The 20,754-nt window shown below is 68.1% G+C and carries 20 protein-coding genes; 12 read left to right on the top strand and 8 right to left on the bottom strand.

Annotated features, from left to right (window positions below):
- Positions 1 to 6 precede the first annotated feature (6 nt).
- On the bottom strand, positions 7 to 918 hold the full coding sequence (locus G154_RS17640; RefSeq protein ID WP_023986132.1) for an MBL fold metallo-hydrolase: 912 nt from the start codon (positions 916 to 918) through the stop codon (positions 7 to 9).
- 117 nt (positions 919 to 1,035) lie between these two features.
- Between G154_RS17640 and G154_RS17635 the strand changes: the two genes are divergently transcribed.
- The 6 genes from G154_RS17635 to G154_RS17610 all read left to right on the top strand — a co-directional run bounded on the left by G154_RS17635 (position 1,036) and on the right by G154_RS17610 (position 7,106).
- Positions 1,036 to 3,798 (top strand): AAA family ATPase, encoded by a 2,763-nt coding sequence (locus G154_RS17635; protein ID WP_019510513.1) that lies wholly within the window; start codon positions 1,036 to 1,038, stop codon positions 3,796 to 3,798.
- A 97-nt stretch (positions 3,799 to 3,895) separates the two neighbouring features.
- A complete protein-coding gene (locus G154_RS17630; protein ID WP_023986130.1) occupies positions 3,896 to 4,654 on the top strand; it encodes an SDR family oxidoreductase in 759 nt (252 codons plus the stop codon).
- A 13-nt stretch (positions 4,655 to 4,667) separates the two neighbouring features.
- A complete protein-coding gene (locus G154_RS17625; protein WP_019510511.1) occupies positions 4,668 to 5,216 on the top strand; it encodes a sigma-70 family RNA polymerase sigma factor in 549 nt (182 codons plus the stop codon).
- Positions 5,216 to 5,932 (top strand): SDR family NAD(P)-dependent oxidoreductase, encoded by a 717-nt coding sequence (locus G154_RS17620; protein WP_019510510.1) that lies wholly within the window; start codon positions 5,216 to 5,218, stop codon positions 5,930 to 5,932. Before G154_RS17625 ends, G154_RS17620 begins: the two co-directional genes overlap by 1 nt.
- 40 nt (positions 5,933 to 5,972) lie before the next feature.
- Positions 5,973 to 6,380 (top strand): cupin domain-containing protein, encoded by a 408-nt coding sequence (locus G154_RS17615; RefSeq protein WP_031601639.1) that lies wholly within the window; start codon positions 5,973 to 5,975, stop codon positions 6,378 to 6,380.
- 183 nt (positions 6,381 to 6,563) lie between these two features.
- Positions 6,564 to 7,106 carry a YceI family protein gene (locus tag G154_RS17610; RefSeq protein WP_019510507.1) on the top strand — a complete coding sequence of 181 codons (543 nt, stop codon included), beginning with the start codon at positions 6,564 to 6,566 and terminating at the stop codon, positions 7,104 to 7,106.
- An 81-nt stretch (positions 7,107 to 7,187) separates the two neighbouring features.
- Here G154_RS17610 and G154_RS17605 read toward each other — a convergent pair whose 3' ends face one another.
- A complete protein-coding gene (locus tag G154_RS17605) occupies positions 7,188 to 9,236 on the bottom strand; it encodes an NADPH-dependent 2,4-dienoyl-CoA reductase (RefSeq protein ID WP_019510506.1) in 2,049 nt (682 codons plus the stop codon).
- A complete protein-coding gene (locus G154_RS17600) occupies positions 9,233 to 9,790 on the bottom strand; it encodes a PadR family transcriptional regulator (RefSeq protein WP_019510505.1) in 558 nt (185 codons plus the stop codon). Before G154_RS17600 ends, G154_RS17605 begins: the two co-directional genes overlap by 4 nt.
- A 263-nt stretch (positions 9,791 to 10,053) precedes the next feature.
- On the opposite strand from G154_RS17600, the gene fdxA reads away from it, so the two are divergent.
- Positions 10,054 to 10,374 carry a ferredoxin gene (gene fdxA, locus G154_RS17595; protein ID WP_019510504.1) on the top strand — a complete coding sequence of 107 codons (321 nt, stop codon included), beginning with the start codon at positions 10,054 to 10,056 and terminating at the stop codon, positions 10,372 to 10,374.
- 17 nt (positions 10,375 to 10,391) lie between these two features.
- Positions 10,392 to 11,480, top strand: a complete 1,089-nt coding sequence (gene dapC, locus G154_RS17590; RefSeq protein WP_031601638.1) for a succinyldiaminopimelate transaminase — start codon at positions 10,392 to 10,394, stop codon at positions 11,478 to 11,480.
- 16 nt (positions 11,481 to 11,496) lie between these two features.
- On the opposite strand, the gene G154_RS17585 is transcribed toward dapC, so the two are convergent.
- Complete coding sequence (locus tag G154_RS17585) at positions 11,497 to 12,300, bottom strand: endo alpha-1,4 polygalactosaminidase (protein WP_234713100.1); 804 nt, start codon at positions 12,298 to 12,300, stop codon at positions 11,497 to 11,499.
- A 33-nt stretch (positions 12,301 to 12,333) separates the two neighbouring features.
- The gene (locus G154_RS17580; protein WP_019510501.1) at positions 12,334 to 13,887 is read right to left on the bottom strand and encodes a CdaR family transcriptional regulator; all 1,554 of its coding nucleotides are present in this window, start codon (positions 13,885 to 13,887) and stop codon (positions 12,334 to 12,336) included.
- Positions 13,888 to 13,971: 84 nt separating this feature from the next.
- Here G154_RS17580 and pruA point away from each other — a divergent pair, with 84 nt between their 5' ends.
- Entirely contained in the window at positions 13,972 to 15,612 is a 1,641-nt protein-coding gene (gene pruA, locus G154_RS17575) for an L-glutamate gamma-semialdehyde dehydrogenase (RefSeq protein WP_019510500.1), read from the top strand.
- On the top strand, positions 15,612 to 16,559 hold the full coding sequence (locus G154_RS17570; protein ID WP_019510499.1) for a proline dehydrogenase family protein: 948 nt from the start codon (positions 15,612 to 15,614) through the stop codon (positions 16,557 to 16,559). Before pruA ends, G154_RS17570 begins: the two co-directional genes overlap by 1 nt.
- Before the next feature lie 12 nt (positions 16,560 to 16,571).
- Here the strand turns inward: G154_RS17570 and G154_RS17565 are convergent, their stop codons facing one another.
- Positions 16,572 to 17,066 carry a hypothetical protein gene (locus G154_RS17565; RefSeq protein ID WP_019510498.1) on the bottom strand — a complete coding sequence of 165 codons (495 nt, stop codon included), beginning with the start codon at positions 17,064 to 17,066 and terminating at the stop codon, positions 16,572 to 16,574.
- A gap of 121 nt (positions 17,067 to 17,187) precedes the next feature.
- Positions 17,188 to 17,727: an NUDIX hydrolase gene (locus G154_RS17560; protein ID WP_019510497.1), complete on the bottom strand. Its 540-nt coding sequence runs from the start codon at positions 17,725 to 17,727 to the stop codon at positions 17,188 to 17,190.
- Positions 17,728 to 17,750: 23 nt separating this feature from the next.
- On the opposite strand from G154_RS17560, the gene G154_RS17555 reads away from it, so the two are divergent.
- Together G154_RS17555 and G154_RS17550 are read left to right on the top strand one after the other, a co-directional pair.
- Positions 17,751 to 19,151 carry an acyl-CoA synthetase gene (locus tag G154_RS17555; protein WP_019510496.1) on the top strand — a complete coding sequence of 467 codons (1,401 nt, stop codon included), beginning with the start codon at positions 17,751 to 17,753 and terminating at the stop codon, positions 19,149 to 19,151.
- Positions 19,152 to 19,321: 170 nt separating this feature from the next.
- On the top strand, positions 19,322 to 19,660 hold the full coding sequence (locus G154_RS17550; RefSeq protein ID WP_019510495.1) for a VOC family protein: 339 nt from the start codon (positions 19,322 to 19,324) through the stop codon (positions 19,658 to 19,660).
- A gap of 129 nt (positions 19,661 to 19,789) precedes the next feature.
- Here G154_RS17550 and dapD read toward each other — a convergent pair whose 3' ends face one another.
- On the bottom strand, positions 19,790 to 20,734 hold the full coding sequence (gene dapD, locus G154_RS17545) for a 2,3,4,5-tetrahydropyridine-2,6-dicarboxylate N-succinyltransferase (protein WP_019510494.1): 945 nt from the start codon (positions 20,732 to 20,734) through the stop codon (positions 19,790 to 19,792).
- Positions 20,735 to 20,754 lie beyond the last annotated feature (20 nt).

The following is a 20,754-nucleotide window of genomic DNA, read 5'->3' as shown; positions in this document are numbered from 1 at the left end:
AGCCCGTCAGTAGTCCCAGGTCGACGGGACGAAGCGGAAGGTCCCGCCGTGGGCGGCCACATGACATACCGACGGGAACGGAAGGTGCGTGGCCACCAACTGTTCGCCGCTGGCCGCCAGATCGGTCAACAGCGCAATCCGGACCCGGGTCGCCTCCTCGGGATCGTGTTCGAACCCGTTCTGCCACTCGGGGTTGTCGAACCCCGGCTGGAACACCGCATCACCGGCGAATGTCAGCGCCTCGCCTCCCGACTCGATACGCACGACGCTGTGCCCGGGGGTGTGTCCACCGGTGCGCCGCAACACAACTCCCGGTGCCACCTCGTAGACGTCCTCGAATGTGCGCAGTCGGCCGCGGTAGAGGTCGAGGAACTGGCTGGCGGTCCGTCGCAGCACGGGCGGTATCGAAGCCGGCATGACGGTGCGGGAGAAGTCCGGGGATTGCCAGAACTCGGCCTCGGCGGCGGCGACGTGCACCCGCAGATCGGGGCGCAGCTTGTTGCGCAACCCGTCGACCAGCAGACCGCCGATATGGTCCATGTGCAGGTGGGTCAGCACCACGTCGGTGACCGAGGACGGCTCCACCCCGGCCGCGGACAGTCGCATGCCCAGTTGACCGGCCCGCGGGAAGTCCGGGAACTCGGTGCCGAGACCGGAATCGATCAGGATGGTCCGGCCCGCGCTGCGCACCACGGCGACGTTGAGCGGCCAGTCCAGGATCTCCGGCGGCAGGAACATGTCCTTCAGCCATGCCGAGTACGCGGTCGGTTCGGCGTTGGTGGCCATCGTCGATGCCGTGATCGGCAGTACGCCGTCGCTGATGATCAACACGTCGATATCGCCGACGCGCAGGGCATATCGCGATGGCACCAATTCGTCGAGGCCGTTGTCGCCGCGGGTGAGGTTGTCCAGGCTCATGGTTTCTCCGATGCTCACGAAGGTGCGGGCTGCACACTCCTGGTCGGTCGAACGCCCGCGTGGCGCGGGAGTCATCCCCGAGTCGCCGGCGGTCGGTAGTCGTTACCATCGACGGCTATGTCGGTGAGGCTGCGCGGCCGCGAGCGTGACTGCGCGGTCCTCGACGCCCTTACCGACGATGTGCGGTCGGGCCGCAGCAGGGTCCTGGTGCTGCGCGGTGAGGCGGGCGTCGGGAAAACCGCGCTACTCGATCACCTGGCCTGTGGTGCAAAAGGATTCACGTTATTTCGGTTGGCCGGTGTCGAGTCCGATATGGAACTTGCCTTCGCCGGGCTCCAACAGCTGTGCGCGCCGATGTTCGCCGATATCGCAGCGCTACCGCCACCGCAGCGCGCCGCCCTGGAGGTCGCGTTCGGATATGGCACCGGACCCACGCCCGACCGGTTCCTGGTGGGATTGGCAGTACTGAGCCTGCTGGCGGGCGCCTCGGCCGCACAGCCCGTGCTGGTCCTCATCGACGACGCACAATGGCTCGACCAGGTGTCGGTGCAGGTTCTGGCGTTCGTCGCGCGGCGGCTGCTGGCAGAGCCGGTCGCCATGGTGTTCGCCGTCCGCGACGGCTATCCCGATGTGCTCACCGGGTTGCCCGGACACACGGTGGCGGGACTGAGCGACGCCGCGGCGCGTGACCTGCTGGACTCGGTCATGATCGGCGGTATCGACCCGCTGGTGCGTGATCGTATCGTCGCCGAAACCCGCGGTGTGCCACTGGCCCTGATCGATGTGCCACGCAGTGTGTCGGCCGCCGAATTGGCCGGTGGTTTCTGGATCTCCGGCCGGCGTTCCTCGACGGCCGCCCTCGAAGACGGCTACATCGCCCGCATCCGGACGCTGCCCGCGCCCACCCGGCAGCTGCTGCTGCTCGCCGCTGCCGAGCCGGTGGGTGACGCGGCGTTGTTCCTGCGTGCCGCAGCGATTTTGGGGGTCGCCATCGATGCTCTGGGGCCGGCCGAGGCGGCGGGCATGATCGAACTCGGCGCGCAAATACGGTTCACCCACCCGCTGATGCGATCGGCGGCCTACCGGGCCGCCGATCTCGGTGAGCGTCGCGACGTCCATCGCGCATTGGCTCGGGCGACGGACCCGCACGCCGACCCTGACCGGCGGGCCTGGCACGCCGCCAACGCCGCGGCAGAGCCCGATGATGCGGTAGCGGCGGAACTGGAGGCGTCGGCAGACCGTGCGCAGCGGCGCGGTGGCATGGCGGCCGCGGCCGCGTTCTTGGAGCGCGCGGCGGTGCTGACCAGGGATCCGCACCTTCGCGGAGCCCGTGCCATCGCCGCGGCCCAGGCCAAACGCGAGGTGGCCGAGTCGGATTCGGCCTTCACCCTGCTGGCGATGGCGGACTCCGCGCCGCTGGATGCGGTGCAGAAGGCCCGGGTGGACAGGATGCGGGCGCAGATGGACTTCGCCCGTAGCCGGGGCGGAGCATCGGGCGCGCCACCGGTAGGCGAGGCCGCATTGGGACTACTGACCGCCGCACGTGGTCTGGCCGGCCTCGACGACGAACTCGCCAGAGAAACCTACCTGGAGGCGCTCGCGGCGGCGATGTACGCCGGGCGGCTTGGGCCACCGACGTTGCTGACGGAGGTGGCCACCGGCGGCGCCGAGGCCGCACGCAACGCCCGTGAGCCGGCACGGTCGATCGATCGTCTCCTCGCCGGCATGTGTGCGCGCATCATCGACGGTCCCGGTGCCGGATCGGCGGAACTCGTCGCCGCATTGGAGATGTGGAATGCCGATGCGGAGCAGAACCCGGCCCGCCGGCTCTATTGGCCGTTCCCGGTGATCCAGGAATCGGCCGCCCACGAGTTGTGGGACGACGCGGTGCTCGACCGCATCGCCACCGACACCGTGCGACGCGCCCGTGACGCCGGTGCCTTGGCGGCGCTGCCGCCGGCACTGGGTTACCGGGCCGGCGTGCACTTCTACCGAGGTGAGTTCGGCGCTGCCGCGGATGTTCTGGAGGAGTCCGCGGCGCTCGCCATCGCCATGGGTCAGGTGCCGGTGCGATATCACTCGCTGAATGTGGCGGCCTGGCGAGGCGTACCGACGGAGGCCCTCGGGCTCATCGAGAGTGCGGCCGCCGACGGTGCGGCGCGCGGTGAAGGCCGGCTGATCGGACTGGCGTCGTTCTGCGGCGCGGTGCTGCACAACGGCCTCGGTCGGTACGCGGAGGCGTTGGCCGCCGCCCGACACTGTTGCGAGTACGAAGATCTCGGGTTCCACAGCTGGTGCCTGTACGAACTGATCGAGGCCGCTGTGCACGTCGGTGACCGGACGACCGCCGCCGCGACGCTCCCGAGTTTCGTCGAACGTGCCACCGCCGGCGGCACCCGGTGGGGCTGGGGTGCGGTGGCGGCCGCGCAGGCACTGCTGGCCGATGATGCCGACGCCGACGCGATGTTCCTCGATGCGATCGAGCTGTTGGATCGCGCCGGTATCACGCTGCTGCTGTCCCGGGTGCGGCTGTCCTACGGCGAGTGGCTTCGCCGTGCGAACCGCCGCACCGACGCCCGGTATCAGCTCGGTGCCGCTCATGACCTGTTCACCGCGATGGGCGCGCAGGCCTTTGCGGAGCGCACGCGGCGCGAGCTGGTGGCGGTCGGTGACAAGGTGCGCACCCAGTCGTTCGGGGCGGGGGACGCGCTCACTGCACAGGAGGCGCAGATCGCCGGGCTGGCCGCCGACGGGCTGACCAACGCCGAGATCGGCGCCCAGCTGTTCATCAGCACCCACACGGTGGAGTGGCATCTGCGCAAGGTGTTCGTGAAGTTGGGTATCAGGTCGCGCCGGCAGCTGCGCACCGCCACCCGTTGACCACGTGGTCGCGCAGACTACGGACTTTCAAGGGCTCGGTGCGCCACCGCATCGCGACAGTCTGGTTCCGGACAAATACTCGGAACTGGAGGAACTTGTGAAAATCGTGGTTATCGGTGGCACCGGGCTGATCGGCTCACGGGTGGTCACCGAACTCCGCAGGCAGGGCCACGACGTGCTGTCGGCATCCCCGGCGTCGGGGATCGACATCCTGACCGGCGCGGGGTTGGCCGATGCGCTGACCGGCGCCGATGTCATCGTCGATGTCGCCAACTCGCCGTCCTTCGAGGATGCGCCCGCGCTGGACTTCTTCACCCGTGCCGGTGAGAACCTGCTCGCTGCAGGCAGGGCCGCGGGGGTCTCGCATTACGTCGCACTGTCGGTGGTGGGGACCGACCGTCTTCAGGACAGCGGCTACTTCCGCGCGAAATTGGCCCAGGAGAAGTTGATTCGGGACGGGGGGATTCCCTTCACCATCGTGCGGGCCACCCAGTTCTTCGAATTCGTCAGCCGCATAGCGGATTCGGCCACCCAGGGTGGGTCGGTTCGGATCACCTCGGCGGCGAGCCGACCGATGGCCGCCGACGATGTCGCGACGGCGGTGGCCGGTGTCGCGGTCAGTGCACCCGCCGACGCCATCATCGAGGTGTGCGGACCGGAACTCATCGGACTCGACGAGCTGGTGAGCCTGCAGCTGCGGGCGACCGACGATGACCGCGAGGTCGTCACCGATCGCGCGGCGCCCTACTTCGGGGTGGTGCTCGAGGAGACCACGCTGGTTGCCGGTGCCGAGGCGACGGTTTTCCGAACCCGGTTCGCCGACTGGCTGGCCGATTTTGCGCCGGTGCACCGGTAGGGGGCCGGCCGATATGACACTGACATCGGTACCCGACCCATACCTCGCGGTACGTTTTGCGGCGGAGACCCGACCGCTGTTGGAGATGCTGCAACGCGGTGCCCGACGGTTGACCCGCTCCGAGGCCGACGCCGAGGATTTGTTCCAGGACACCTTGTTACACGCCTACGCGGGGTATCCGAGATTCCAGCCCGGAACCAACCTCAAGGCGTGGTTGTTCAAGATCATGTACAACCGGTGGGTCAGCAACCACCGTGCCCAACAACGTCGACCCACCGAGACACCGGTCGACGAGATCACCGACCGGATGCTGGCACGTGCGGGTGCCCATGTGTCGGCCGAGGCCGAGGTGCTGAGCGCGCTGGCGCATCCCGAGCTCAGCGATGCGCTCGGTGAACTGCCGGACGGCTTCACCAACGTGTTGTTCTACGCGTTCGTCGAGGGCTACACCTACGCCGAGATCGCCGCGATCATGGACATCCCGGTGGGAACGGTGATGTCGCGCGCGTCGCGTGCCCGGCAACGGCTTCGCCTGGCGCTGGTCGACCAGGAGGTCGCCTGATGGAACTGGCAGGGCAACGGGCACTGGTCACCGGGGGCACCGCGGGTATCGGGCTGGCGTCGGCACGGCTACTCGCCGAGGCCGGTGCCGCCGTCGTCATCACCGGGCGCGACGCCGATCGCGGTGTGGCGGCAGCGGATCAGTCGGGCGCGCATTTCGTACAAGCCGATCTCGGCGCGTCCAGTGGGGTGGAGCATCTGATCCAGACCGCGGGGGAGGTCGACATCCTGGTCAACAACGCGGCGTACTTCCCGGCTGCGCTGACCGTCGACCAAGATCCGGACTCCTTCGACGAGACGTTCGGCATCAATGTCCGCGGACTGTATTTCCTCACCGCGGGGATCGTCCGCGGCATGCTGGACCGTGGCCGCGGCAGCATCGTCAACATCACCACGATGGTCGCCACCAAGGGCGTCGCTCGGGCGTCGGCATACAGCGCGTCGAAGGCGGCGGTGGAGTCGCTGACCCGTACCTGGGCCGTCGAATTCGGCGCCTCGGGCGTCCGGGTGAACAGTGTGGCACCGGGACCGACGAGAACCGAAGGGGTGCAGGCGGAGTGGGGCGATTCCAATGAGGAGTTGGGTCGCTCGATGCCGTTGGGCCGCACCGCGGACCCGATGGAGATCGCGCAGGCGGTGTTGTTCCTCGCCTCGCCGCGATCGAGCTTCATCACCGGTTCGACCCTGCACGTAGACGGCGGCGGTGCCGCCCTGTGACCCGGCGGCGGTGCTGCCTTATGACTACCGAGGAGTGAAGGTGACCGTGAAGTACGACCCAGGTTGGGAAGATGCCCTCACCGTGGTGGGTGAGGCGATACCGCCGGCCATAGCGCAAGGCGCACATGCCATGACGGTGGTCATCGAGTATCCGCCCGGCAGTGCCGGGGCGCCGCCGCACAAGCACCCCGGCGGACCCGCTTTCGGCTATGTGCTCGACGGGGAGGTGCTGTTCGAGTTGGAGGGATCGGCGCCACGTGTCGTGCGAACCGGTGAGACGTTCTGGGAGCCCGGCGGTGATGTCATCCACTACAGCGATGCCAACAACCGGGACGATATCCCGTGCCGGTTTCTCGTCACGATGTTCTGCACGCCGGGAACGCCGATGCTCGTACTCGTCGACACCGACGAGTTGGCGGCCCGGGCGCACTTGCGCGTCACGGAGTGAGAACGATGGCCAGGATCCTGCTCCAGACCACGATTCCGCTCGATGCGCAGGATTGGCCGGTCGAGCGCTTTTCCCTGCTGGCCTACGTGCTGCGGGCCGCGGGGAATTAAATCGGACCGCGGTCCGTTTATCTCCCTGAGAGGTGTCCGGAGAGCCGGCCCGACGACGCGAGGAGACGACATCATGACCGCAGCCACCGACCTGACCACCGGGACCTGGGCAATAGATCCCGTGCACTCCTCGGTGAACTTCTCGGTCCGCCACCTGATGGTCAGCAAGGTGCGCGGCACCTTCGACTCGGTTGCCGGCGCCATCACCGTCGCCGAGGATGGCACGCCGTCGGTCACCGCCACGATCGACATCGCCTCGATCAACACCCGCAACGAACAGCGTGACGCGCACCTGAAGGCGGCCGATTTCTTCGACGCCGAGCAGTTCCCGACGGCCACGTTCACCTCGACCGGCGTGCGCGCCGACGGGGACGATTACGTAGTCGACGGCGATTTCACGCTCAAGGGTGTCACCAAGCCGGTGACGCTGAACCTTCAGTTCAACGGCGTGAACCCGGGTATGGGCCACGGTGCGGTCGCCGGGTTCGAGGCATCGGTGGTGCTCAACCGCAAGGACTTCGGGATCGACTTCGACGCCCCGCTGGAGACCGGCGGCGCCGTCGTCGGCGACAAGGTGACCGTCACCCTGGAGATCGAAGCCCTCAAGCAGGCCTGATTCCTGCCGCGAGCGTGCGGAAACTCTGTGCTGGACACGGCGTGTCAGGGTGCAGACACGCACGCTCGCGGGGAACGGGAGTCAGAGGCGGGCGGCGAGTTCGGTGCCCTGACGGATCGCGCGCTTGGCATCCAACTCCGAGGCCACGGCCGCCCCGCCGATGACGTGCGGCTCGACACCGCGTGCCCGCAGGCCGTCCTCGAGATCGCGGACAGATTCCTGTCCGGCGCAGATCACCACATTGTCGACGGCCAGCACCCGAGGTCGCACATGCTCGGATCCGAAGCTGATGTGCAGGCCCTCGTCGTCGATGCGCTCATAGTTCACGCCCGAGAGCTGTTCGACACCTTTGGCTTTCAACGACGCGCGGTGCACCCAACCCGACGTCTTGCCCAACCCGCGGCCCTGGGGCCCCTTGCTGCGCTGCAACAGGAACACCTGGCGCACGGGCGGCAGCGGCACCGGCGTGGTCAACGCGCCGCGCACCGCGGGCGCCTCGAACGGATCGAGTGCGCCCCACTCGGCCTTCCACTCCTTGACGTTGAGCGTGGGGGACTGGTCGGTGACGAGGAACTCGCTCACGTCGAAACCGATCCCGCCGGCCCCGATCACCGCCACCGCGTTGCCCACCGGTGCGCCCGCAAGCACCTCGGCGTAGGTCAGCACCATCGGATGCTCGATCCCGGGAATGCCCGGCACACGCGCGGTCACCCCGGTGGCCAGCACCACATCGTCGAATCCGGTCAGTGTCTCCACCGTCGCCCGCACGCCCAGACGCACGTCGACACCGTGCACCTCCAGCATCCGGGTGTAGTAGCGCACGGTCTCGTTGAACTCCTCCTTGCCCGGCACCCGCCGGGCGAGGTCGAACTGGCCACCGATCGTCGACCCGGCCTCGAAGAGGGTCACACGGTGCCCACGCTGCGCGGCGCTCACCGCGGCCGACAGCCCGGCCGGTCCGGCTCCGACGACCGCGACGGAGCGGGCCCGCCGGGTCGGTCCCAGGATCAGCGTCGTCTCATGCCCCGCCCGCGGATTGAGCAGACACGACACCGTCTTGTGCACGAACGCGTGGTCCAGGCAGGCCTGATTGCAGGCGATACAGGTGTTGATCTGGTCGGCGGCATCCTCGGCGGCCTTGCGCACCCAGTCCGGATCGGCGAGCAACGGGCGCGCCATCGAGATCAACTGCACGTGCGACTCGGCGAGGATCTGCTCGGCCGCCTCGGGCATGTTGATCCGGTTCGACGCCACCACCGGGACACCGACATGTTCGGCCAGCGCGCTGCTGGTGCCGGCGAACGCCCCGGATGGCACCGAGGTGACGATCGTCGGGATCCGGGCCTCGTGCCAACCGATTCCGGTGTTGATGATCGTCGCGCCGGCCTCCTCGACCTCGGTCGCCAGCGCCACGATCTCCGCCCAGGTCTGGCCGTCGGAGACATAGTCGGCCATCGACAGCCGGTAGACGATGATGAAATCGTCTCCCACCGCCTCACGCACCCGGCGGACGATCTCGACGGCGAAACGTCGCCGTTTCTCCGGCGTCCCACCCCAGGCGTCGGTGCGCTTGTTGGTACGCGGCGCGAGGAACTGGTTGATCAGGTAACCCTCGCTGCCCATGATCTCGACGCCGTCGTAGCCTGCGGATCGCGCCAGCAGCGCGGCGTGCACGAAATCGCCGATGGTGCCCTCGACATTGCGCAATGCCCGCGGCCGGAACGGGTTGATGGGCGCCTTGATCGAGGAGGCACTGACCGAGAGCGGATGGTAGGCATAGCGTCCGGCGTGCAGGATCTGCAGCGCGATCTTGCCGCCCTCGGCGTGTACGGCCGCGGTGATCTTCCGGTGCCTGCGCGCATCGGACTCCGAGCGCATCTCGGCGGCGAACGGCAGCAGCCACCCCGTGCGGTTCGGGGCGTACCCGCCGGTGATGATCAGGCCGACCCCGCCACGGGCGCGTTCGGCGAAGTAGGCGGCCAGCCGGTCGGTATCGCGGGCACGATCCTCCAGGCCGGTGTGCATGGAGCCCATCACCACCCGGTTGCGCAGCGTGGTGAAGCCCAGATCCAACGGCGAGAGCAGGTTCGGATACGTCGCTTTCGGATACGTCGCTTTCGGATACGTCATTGCACACCTCCGAGTGCCGACACGACTTCTGACAACCATTCGATGGCGCCCTCTTCGGCGCGGATACCACCGCGCAGGACGAGGTACTGGTGCAGCTCGGCGCCGGTGAGCCGGGCCGGGTCGGGGAACTGGCGCTTCTCGAAACCGCGGTAGGTGTCCAGCAGTGCCGCCCGCTCGGCACGCAGCGCGACCGCCTGCGCCCGGACGGCCTCGATATCGCCGTAGCCGCAGCCTCGGATCTTGACCGCCAGGTCGCGGGTGCGGTTGTCCGCCACGGTCGAGCCCCGTCCGGACAGTGGCGCGGCGATCCAATGCGCCAGCTCGGCCCGGCCCGCCGGGGTCACCGAGTACACCTTCTTGTCCGGGCGACCGCGCTGCGCGACCTCGCGGACCTGCACCCACCCCTCGGACTCCATGGTGCGCAGCGACCGATAGATCTGCTGATGTGAGGCCGACCAGAAGTACCCGATGGAGCGGTCGAAGCGGTGGGCCAGCTCGTAGCCCGAACCCACCTGTTCGCACAGCGAGACGAGGATGGCGTGCGGCAAAGCCATGAGCGAAGGCTAGACGGTACCGGTGGTTCTATGCAACAAGTTGCAGAGCCGCAATGCTGCGCGTGGTGACTAGGCCTTCTGTATGTGCGACGTCTAGTATCAGTAACCGCGCGCCGCCGCGGTGAGGGTGGCGTGTGAAGTTAGGGCACACTGAGACGCACGTCCAGTTACGGGCCGTTCATACTGGCCCGCGGGCGTTCGCTGAGCGTGCCCACCCAGTACTGAAACCCGGACCAGCAGCCCACTGGACAGGAGAAACATCAGTGACGTACGTCATTGCCGAGCCCTGCGTCGACGTCAAAGACAAGGCGTGCATCGAGGAGTGCCCGGTCGATTGCATCTACGAGGGTGGCCGGATGCTCTACATCCACCCGGACGAGTGCGTCGACTGCGGCGCCTGCGAACCGGTGTGCCCCGTCGAGGCCATCTACTACGAAGATGACGTGCCCGACCAGTGGAGCAGCTACACGCAGAGCAACGCCGACTTCTTCAGTGAGCTCGGCTCGCCCGGTGGCGCGTCGAAGGTCGGCCAGACCGACAACGATCCGCAGGCCATCAAGGACCTCGAGCCCAAGGGCGAGTGACCGCGTCACGATCGGCCATATCGGCCACGTTGCCGGTGTTCCCCTGGGACACGCTGGCTGACGTCACCGCAGCGGCGAAGGCACACCCCGACGGCATCGTCGACCTCTCGGTCGGCACGCCGGTCGACGAGGTGGCCCCGGTCATCCGCGATGCGCTGGCCCAGGCCAGTGGCGTGCCCGGATACCCGACGACCGCGGGCACATCGGCGTTGCGTTCGGCGATCCACGCCGCGCTGGCGCGTCGGTTCGGCATCACCGATATCGCGGCGGAGGCCGTCCTGCCGGTGATCGGCAGCAAGGAGCTCATCGCCTGGCTGCCCACATTGCTCGGCGTGGGCGCCGAGGACACCGTGGTGATCCCCGAACTCGCCTATCCGACCTATGACGTCGGCGCCCGGCTGGCGGGTGCGCAGGTCATGGCGGCGGACTCGTTGACCCAGATCGGTCCGCAGGTCCCGGCGTTGATCTACCTGAACTCGCCGAGCAATCCCACCGGCAAGGTCTTGGGAGCCGACCACCTGCGCAAAGTGGTGGGCTGGGCGCGCGAACGCGGTGTGCTGGTCGCCTCCGACGAGTGCTACCTCGGCCTGGCCTGGGACGCCGAACCTCTGTCGGTGCTGCATCCCTCGATATGCGGCGGCGACCACACCGGCCTGCTGGCCATCCACTCGTTGTCCAAGACGTCATCGCTGGCCGGATACCGCGCCGGATTCGTCGCGGGCGATCCGGCGGTGGTCACCGAGCTGCTGGCGGTGCGCAAGCATGCCGGGATGATGGTGCCCGGACCGGTGCAGGCGGCCATGGTCGCCGCACTGACCGATGACGAACACATCGCCGTGCAGCGCGAACGCTACGCGCGCCGGCGGGCCCTGCTGCTACCCGCGCTGCTGGCGGCCGGCTTCACGGTCGACCATTCCGAGGCGGGCCTGTACCTGTGGGCCACCCGTGGGGAGCCGTGCCGCCAGACCCTGGCATGGCTGGCGCAGCGGGGAATCCTGGTGGCACCCGGCGAGTTCTACGGCCCGGCAGGCGCCCAGCACGTGCGCGTCGCACTGACCGCCACCGACGAGCGCATCGCCGCGGCCGTGCAGCGGCTGGGGCAGTAGCCCCTGGGCGCGCGACTCACGGGCACTGCTGATACACGTGGCCTGCCGCACCCGGCGGGGTGAGGTCGCGGTCGCGAAGAATGGTCAGTGGGGCTCGATCCGGCGCGGCGCACACCGCCGCGAACGGGGCGGGCAGGTTGTCGACGTACTCGATCTGCAGCACGTGCGGTCCGTACGGTCCGGTGTAGGCATTGCACTCGTCGTAGGCGGCGCACTCCTCGGTGACGGCGAAGTCGAAACCCAGCTGTCCGCGCCCGATCCCGGCCAGTTCGGCGGCATTCTTCTGCCCGATCGCCAGTCCGCGGCCGTGGGCCAACGCGATATAGCTGCGGGCCAGCTCCATCGCGCCGGCCCTCTCGATGGCGGGAAAGCGGGTGAAGGTATCCAGGTTGTCGATCTCGACGGCATCGAATCCGTTGGCCGCGCAGCGGTTCAGGCCGGGGGTGAGCACCTGCAGGATGGTGGTGCGCTGCGAGGGGGTAGACGGATCGAGGATGTACTCGTCGGGCCAGTCGGCATCGGCGACGGGCGTGCCGGACTCATCGCGCAACAGTGCCGAACCACGGTCGCCGGACCAATCCGCTCCCGGCTGGGTCTGAAAACCGTTGAGATAGCAGATGTTGTATGCCCCGGCCAACGGCTGCGCGGTGGAATCGCGCACCACGACTGCCAGAGCCGGGACGTCCGACGCTCCGCCCAGTTGGTAGTCGAACCCGCCCGTGGTGGGCGGGAGCGCGGCCGGCGCCGCGGACGCGTGCGGCCCGACGACCGTGGTCGACACGGCCAAGCTCGATACGGCGACGGCCAGCAAGCGTCTCACCCTGGCAATCCTGCCCCACGACGGTCGTCCCGGTCAGGCCGTGGCGCGCAGGCTCAGCGTCATCAGCAGGCGCACGTCGGGCTCGGCCAGGGACGCGCCGAGGATTCCCTCGATGCGGCGCACCCGGTAACGCACGGTGTTGGGGTGCACGTGCAGCGCCGCGGCGGCGGACGCGACATCGCCGAAGCTGTCCAGATACACGGTCAGGGTGTGCGCCAGCACCGGTTCGTCGGCGCGCAATGCCCTGATCCGCGGATCGACGAGGCGCCCGTCGGCGGCGATCATCGTGACGATCTCGTCGAGCAGAACGGTGGTGCGCGCCTCGGCCGGGGAGGTGATCGCCGCCAGGCTGCCCGGCCTGCGCGCAGCGCTGTCGAGCACTCGATCGACCTCGGCTCGCGCGGCGGCCGCACCGGCCAGACCCTCGAGCTGCGCGGCGGTCACCGCCCGTAGCTCCAGGCCCAACTCGGTCCGTAGCGCGGACACCGTGCTGCGCACCCACGAGGGCAGGCCCTTGCCCGCATCCGGGAACAGTACGTACACTCGGCCACCGGCCGCGGCGACCTGGGCGTCGGGTCGAAAAGCGCTGGCGCTCAGGGCAAGGACGTCGGCCAGCCGGGTGCCCTCGGTGGTGGAATCGATGCCGATGACGGCCGCCCGCCCGGTGGCCGGGATACCGAGCTCGCGACTGATCGCCTCGATCTCGGGCGGGTCCCCGGTCAGCCCGAGCATGTCCTGGACCAGCACCGCGTGACCGGATGGTTTGGCCGTCAGCCGGGTGATGAGCCGACCCGCCAATACCGCGGCGCCACGCAGCACCTCCTCGGTATCCTCGGCCAGCGGCCGATCACCCTGCTGCAGCCAGATGGTGCCGAGAAATGCCGGTGCGCGCCGGGTGTCGCCGGTGGCAGCGAAGATCCCGATGGCCAGCCGCGGCCGCAGCCCGAGCTCGGGGCGTTCGGCGACCCGGACCGGATCGGGCTTGGCATGCAGCGCGTCGAAGATGCCGCGCCGGGCGATCCAGGCCAGGTGTTCCGGCGGACCCGCGCGGCCGAGGATCGACAACCGGCGCAACTCGTCGGCCTCCTCGTTGGACGCCGAATAGGCCAGCACATGCGATTCGGCGTCCTCGATGCTGACCATGCCGCGGGTGCGCTCGGCGATCGATTGGGCCAGGCCGAACAGGTCGGTGCCCGAGTCGTGTGCCGAACCCGCGCCGTGATGGTCGAAGACGTGGTCGACCAACCGGTACAGCCGTTCCCAGCGGGCGCGGGGTTCGACCGCCACCACCGCGATACCCGCGCGGGTGGCTCGCCGAATCACCTCGGGACTGGGGTGCTTGGCGAAGATGGCGACGGGGGAGCGCCCGTGCTGGTCGAGCCAGCGGATGGTATCGGGGTGGTCGATGCCGAGAAGGAAGAAGACGTCGGCGGATCCGAAGGCCGGGGCCACGCCGAGCTGGATGTCCTCGCGGTCCAACAGTGCGGCCGAGGCCACCGGCAGATCCAGGCCGCGCGGCGCCTCGACGAGCGACACCAGGGTGGCATCCAATGCCAGCAGCAACTGGCCGAGACGGACGCCACTCATGCTGTCCGATCGTACTATCGAGCGGAGGATGTGTTGGCCGTTCGGCCAAAAGATTCCGTACCTCGCCACGTCATCCTGAGGGTCATGAACGCCATCACCGGCATCGCGCAGGTGCCCGCACCCACCAACGAGCCCGTGCACGAGTACGCACCCGGTTCCCCCGAACGCACCCGGCTGACCGCAGCGCTGAACGAACTGTCCGGCAACGCGATCGACCTGCCCCACGTGATCGCCGGTGTCCATCGGATGGGCGGCGGCGAGTCCATCGATGTGGTGCAGCCGCATCGACACCGCGCGCGGTTGGGCACCATGACCAACGCCGGGCACGCCGAGGCGCAGGCTGCCATCGAGGCCGCCGAAGATGCAAAGGCGCAGTGGGCGCACCTACCCTTCGAGGAACGGGCGGCGGTGTTCCTGCGGGCGGCCGACCTGCTGGCCGGACCGTGGCGGGAGAAGATCGCGGCGGCAACCATGCTGGGCCAGTCCAAGACGGCGTATCAGGCCGAGATCGACGCGCCCTGCGAACTCGTCGACTTCTGGCGGTTCAACGTGGCGTTCGCGCGGGAGATCCTTGCCCAGCAACCCGTGAGCGGTCCCGGAGTGTGGAACCGTACCGATCACCGGCCGCTGGAGGGTTTCGTCTACGCGATCACCCCATTCAACTTCACCGCCATCGCGGCCAACCTACCCACCGCGCCCGCTCTCATGGGTAACACGGTGATTTGGAAACCCGCACCCACCCAGACGTTCTCGGCATACCTCACCATGCAGCTGCTGGAGGCAGCGGGACTGCCGCCCGGCGTGATCAACCTGCTCACCGGTGACGGGCAGGCCGTATCGGAGGTGGTGCTGGCCGACCCGCGGCTGGCAGGCATCCACTTCACCGGATCCACGGCGACGTTTCGACACCTGTGGCGGCAGGTCGGCACGCACGTCGAGCGCTACCGCAGCTATCCGCGCCTGGTGGGCGAGACCGGCGGCAAGGATTTCGTGCTGGCCCATTCCAGCGCCCGGCCGGATGTGCTTCGCACCGCGCTGATCCGGGGCGCCTTCGATTATCAGGGCCAGAAATGCTCGGCGGCATCGAGGGCGTATGTGCCGCGGTCGGTCTGGCAGCAGATGGGCGATGACCTGCTGTCGGCCACCGAGGCGCTGCGCTACGGCGATGTCACCGATCTGAGCAACTATGGCGGCGCGCTGATCGATGCCCGCGCCTACGCCAAGAACACCCGCGCCCTGCAGCGGGCCAAGAGCACACCCGGGCTGACCATCGCCGTCGGCGGCGAATATGACGACAGCGAAGGGTATTTCGTGCGGCCGACGGTGCTGCTGGCCGACGACCCCAGCGACGAGTCGTTCGCCACGGAGTACTTCGGACCGATTCTTGCCGTCCACATCTATCCCGATGGGGAGTTCGACCGCATCCTGACCGTGGTGGATCAGACCGCGCCGTACGCGTTGACCGGCGCGGTGATCGCCGATGACCGCACCGCCATCGTCACCGCCCAGGATCGCCTGCGGCATACGGCGGGCAACTTCTACGTCAACGACAAACCCACCGGTGCGGTGGTCGGCCAGCAACCGTTCGGTGGCGGGCGCGCCTCGGGCACCAACGACAAGGCCGGATCCCCACTGAATCTGCAGCGCTGGACGTCACCGCGATCCATCAAGGAGACGTTCGTGCCACCCACCCGGCATGAGTATCCGCACATGGGAGACCTGTGATGAGTGTGTTCACCCGGGTGGCGCGCCCGGCGATCCTGGCCGCCGGCCGGCGCGACGGTCTACGCCGCACCGCGCAACGATTACCGATCACCCGTGCGGTGGTGCACCGATTCGTGCCCGGTGACACCGTGCAGGACGCCATGGCATCGGTGGCAGACCTCCGGGATTCCGGCCGGATGGTGTCCATCGACCATCTCGGTGAGGATGTCGACGATATCGCGACCGCCCAGGCCACCGTGCGGGCCTATCTCGGCCTCCTGGATGCGCTGCACGCCCGCGCCGAGACCGCCTCGGCGATAAGGCCGTTGGAGATATCGCTGAAACTGTCCGCCCTCGGACAGGCCCTCGAACGCGACGGTGAGAAGGTGGCGCTGGAGAATGCCAGGGTCATCTGCGAGCGGGCCGCCGCGGCCGGGGTATGGGTGACCGTCGATGCCGAGGAGCACACCACCACCGACTCGACACTGACGATCGTGCGCGATCTCCGGGCCGACTTCGGGTGGGTGGGCACGGTGCTGCAGGCCTATCTGAAACGCACCCCGGCCGATTGCGCCGATCTGGCGGATTCTCGGATCCGGCTGTGCAAAGGCGCTTATGACGAACCGGCCTCGGTGGCCCATCGCGATGCCGGGGAGGTCACCGAGTCCTATCTGCGGTGCCTGCGGATCCTGATGAAGGGACCCGGCTATCCGATGGTCGCCTCTCACGATCCGGCGATCATCGAGAGGGTGCCCGGTCTGGCGGCCGAATACGGCCGTGGCAACGATGATTTCGAGTATCAGATGCTCTACGGCATCCGCGACGATGAGCAGCGCCGGCTTGCAGGCGGCGGCGGACGGGTTCGGGTGTACGTGCCCTTCGGCTCGCAGTGGTACGGCTACTTCGTGCGTCGCCTTGCCGAACGACCCGCCAACCTCATGTTCTTCCTGCGCGCATTGCGGGACTGATCGTCAGCGGTGTCAGGGCGCGGGGAATGCCGCGGCCGGAATCAGCACGTTACCGCGGCACGGGCCACTGAGGATGTCGGTGTACCAACTGCCCTGCAATGAACCGTCGGGCTGCGGTGTGTAGGTGACCCACGACTGTGCGGGGCTGTATAACCGCGGTAACCCCTCACCGCGGAAGCACTCCCACTGCCAGTTGTAGCTGAAGGTCCACTTGCCTGCGCTCCAGGTGTAGCGCTGCGGTTGCGGGATGGTGGGATTCGACGGTGCCGGCCCGTCCACGACGGTCGCCACACAGGCGGTGCCGCAGGCGGTGGCGAATGTGTAGAGCGCCGTCAGGTCACCCTCCGGCTGGCGCGCCGCGACGCTGGTGCCGTTCTTCTGCGACGCGTAGCTCACGACCTGATAGCGACCGTTCCACCACTGGGCTGCAGCGCCGGCCGAGGGTGCGGGAAAGAGGCCGGCCACCATCAGGGCGGCAAGCGCGGCGCACAGTCGACGGACCAACATCCCTTTCCCATTTCAGTCGTGGAATCAGCTCTGTCCAACCGTAACTGCGGATTCTGACAAAAATGCGGATCGTCATATCCGCTGCGTCAATTAGAGACCACATTGTGACGCAATTCCGGTGTCAATTCCGTTCGGACAGCAGGACCATGGCCCATGCCGCAATGGTCTGCGCGTCGGTGATCGCGCCGCCGCGGATCATCTCCTCGATCTGGGCGGCCGTGAACCACTCGCTGCGCATGTCCTGCTCTTCGTGCTCACGCTCATGAGCGCCTTCGTGCAATCCGGTGGCCAAGAAGACCCAGCCGCGTTGGCTGCTCATCCCGGGGGCCACGTCCAGCATGCCCAGCCGCACCAGGGATTCGGCCCGCAGCCCGGTCTCCTCTCGCAACTCGCGAGCGGCCAGTTCCTCGGGTTCCAGGTCGGCCAGATCCGGTGCGGTCCCTTGCGGGAATTCCCAGCGCCGCAACCCGATCGGATATCGATACTGCTCTACCAGGTGGAACCGGTCCGAGTCGCGGGCGATCACGAGTGCGTACGTGGGCTTGTCGATGACGCCATAGATGCCCTCGCTGCCGTCGGGCCTGCGGATGGCATCCTCGCGCACCGTCATCCAGTTGTTGCGGTATACCTCACGACTGGACAGTCGTTCGATGCGGGCCATGGCCCAAGAGTAACCTCGCATGGGTGTTGCTGACCTCGTTGGACCCGGCCGCGGTCGCCGCCGGGCACGACCTTGCCGACGCCGTGCGCATCGATGGTGTGAGCCTGAGCCGCAGCGACCTGGTGGGCGCGGGAACCTCCGTCGCCGAACGGGTCGCGCGAGCACAGCGGGTCGCCATCCTGGCCACCCCGACGGCCACCACGGTGCTGGCTGTCGTCGGGTGTCTCATCGCGGGTGTGCCGTTCGTCCCGGTGCCGCCCGACGTCGGTGCCACCGAACGCGCGCATTTGCTGTCCGATTCGGGTGCGCAGGCCTGGCTCGGTGAGCTGCCCGCCGAAACCGAAGGCCTGCCCCATATTCCGGTGCGCATGCACGCGCGGTCCTGGCATCGCTACGCCGAGCCTGCGCCGCAGTCGACGGCGATCATCATGTATACGTCGGGAACCACCGGGCTGCCCAAGGGCGTGAAGATCAGCAGGCAGGCCATCGCCGCCGATATCGACGGACTCGTGCAGGCCTGGCAGTGGACAGCCGAGGACACCCTGGTGCACGGGCTGCCGCTGTTTCACGTGCACGGTCTGGTCTTGGGTCTGCTGGGCTCGCTGCGGATCGGAAACCGGTTCGTGCACACGGGGAAACCGTCACCGGCCGGTTACGCCGAGGCGCGCGGTTCGCTGTACTTCGGGGTGCCCACGGTGTGGTCGCGGATCGCCGCCGACGAGCGGGCCGCGCGCGCACTGGCAGGGGCGCGGCTGCTGGTGTCCGGCAGCGCGGCCCTTCCGGTGCCGGTGTTCGAGGAGTTGGTCCGGCTGACCGGGCATGCGCCCGTCGAGCGGTATGGCAGCACCGAATCGCTGATCACGCTGAGCACCAGGGCCGACGGTGAGCGGCGTCCCGGATGGGTCGGGCTGCCGCTGGACGGGGTGCAGACCCGCCTTGTCGACGAGGACGGTGCGCTCGTGCCGCACGACGGCGAGACGATCGGGCACCTGCAGCTCAAGGGTCCCACCGTGTTCACGGGCTATCTCAACCGCGAGGATGCCACCGCCGAGGCCTTCGATCCCGAGGGTTGGTTTCGTACCGGTGACGTCGCGGTGATCGATGCCGATGGCATGCATCGCATCGTCGGCCGCGAGTCGGTGGATCTGATCAAGTCCGGTGGATACCGGATCGGTGCCGGTGAGATCGAGACCGTCTTGCTCGGGTATCCCGGCATCGACGAGGTGGCGGTCGTCGGGCTGCCCGATGCGGATCTGGGACAGCGCATCGTCGCCTTCGTCGTCGGGGATGTCGAGCCGCAGCAGGTGATCGACTTTGTGGCCGAACAGCTTTCGGTGCACAAGCGGCCGCGTGAGGTGCGCATCGTCGAGAGTCTGCCGCGCAATGCGATGGGCAAGGTGCTCAAGAAGGAGCTGGCCAAGTGACCCGAGAGTCGACCGAATGTCGCGGGAGACGGGCGTGAGTGAGGATCGCAGCGAGGGACGAGCGAGGACCAGAGCGAACGCGGGAGTCGACCGATGTCGCGGGAGACGGGCGTGAGTGAGGATCGCAGCGAGGGACGAGCGAGGATCGGAGCGAACGCGGGAGTCGACCGATGTCTTTGACGTTTGACGAGATCTGCATCGACGCCCATGACCCGGAGGCGCTCGGCCAGTGGTGGTCACGGGTGCTGGACTGGCCCACACACACCGACGCCGACGGCGATGTGGTGCTGACCCCGACACCCGGCCAGGGCCCGAAGTGGCTGTTCCTTGCCGTCGACGACGACAAGGTGGTCAAGAATCGCATCCATCTGGACTTCCGGCCCGACGATCAGGCCGCCGAGGTGGCCCGGGTGCTCGCGCTGGGCGCCACCCATGTCGACATCGGTCAGGGCGAGCAGAGCTGGGTCGTGCTGGCCGACCCGGAGGGCAACGAGTTCTGCATCCTCTGATCCCCGGCGAGCAGACGTAGAACTGCTGCTTTCAGCGCGAAATCGACAGTTTTACGTCTGCTCGCGGGTTTACGTTCCCCCGCAAGCGGGAGGTGCCCCCAGCTCGCGGGAGAAATCCGGTCGCGACGATCAGTTGGCGTGCAGCGCCTCGTTCAGCGTGATGCCGGTGCCGTCGCGCTTGACGACCTCCACCGCGCCGGACACCGAGTTGCGGCGGAACAGCAGGTTGTTCGACCCGGACAGCTCCTTGGCCTTGATGGTCTGGCCGTCACCGGTGGTGACCTTGGTGCCGCCGGTGACATACAGCCCGGCCTCGACGACGCAATCGTCGCCCAGCGAGATGCCCACACCGGCATTGGCGCCCAGCAGGCAGCGCTTGCCGATCGAGATGACCTCTTTGCCGCCGCCGGACAGCGTGCCCATGATGGACGCGCCGCCGCCGACATCGGAACCGTCGTCGACGACCACACCGGCGGAGATACGTCCCTCGACCATCGAGTTGCCCAGCGTGCCCGCGTTGAAGTTGACGAAGCCCTCGTGCATCACGGTGGTGCCGGGGGCCAGGTGCGCCCCCAGACGGACGCGGTCGGCATCGGCGATGCGCACCCCCGCGGGCAGCACGTAGTCGACCATCCGCGGGAACTTGTCGACCCCGTAGACCGCGACCGCGCCGCGGTTTCGCAGCTTGGCGCGCACCAGTTCGAAGCCCTCGACCGCGGCCGGGCCGAAGTTGGTCCAGACCACATTGGCCAGCAGTCCGAAGATGCCGTCGAGGTTGGCCTCGTGCGGCTTGGTCAGCCGGTGGCTGAGCAGGTGCAGCCGCAGGTAGGCGTCATAGGTGTCGACGGGCTTGTCGTCCAGATCGGCGATGCTGGTGCGCACCGCCACGACCTCGACATCGCGATCGGCATCCGGGCCGGTCAGTGCGCCGAGGGACTCGGGCAACTCGGCCACCGACAGTCGCACGGTGCCGGTGCTGCCGTCGCCGGTCAGCTCGGGGGCGGGAAACCAGGTGTCCAGTACGGTTCCGTCGGCGGCGATGGTGGCCAGGCCGACGCCAGATGCGGCAGTCACGTCGCCCTACGTTACTGGAC

Source organism: Mycobacterium sp. VKM Ac-1816D (assembly GCF_000416385.1).
Taxonomy (GTDB): domain Bacteria; phylum Actinomycetota; class Actinomycetes; order Mycobacteriales; family Mycobacteriaceae; genus Mycobacterium; species Mycobacterium neoaurum_A.
The sequence above is the reverse complement of the archived record's forward strand: the minus strand, read 5'-3'. Positions and strand labels throughout refer to the sequence as shown.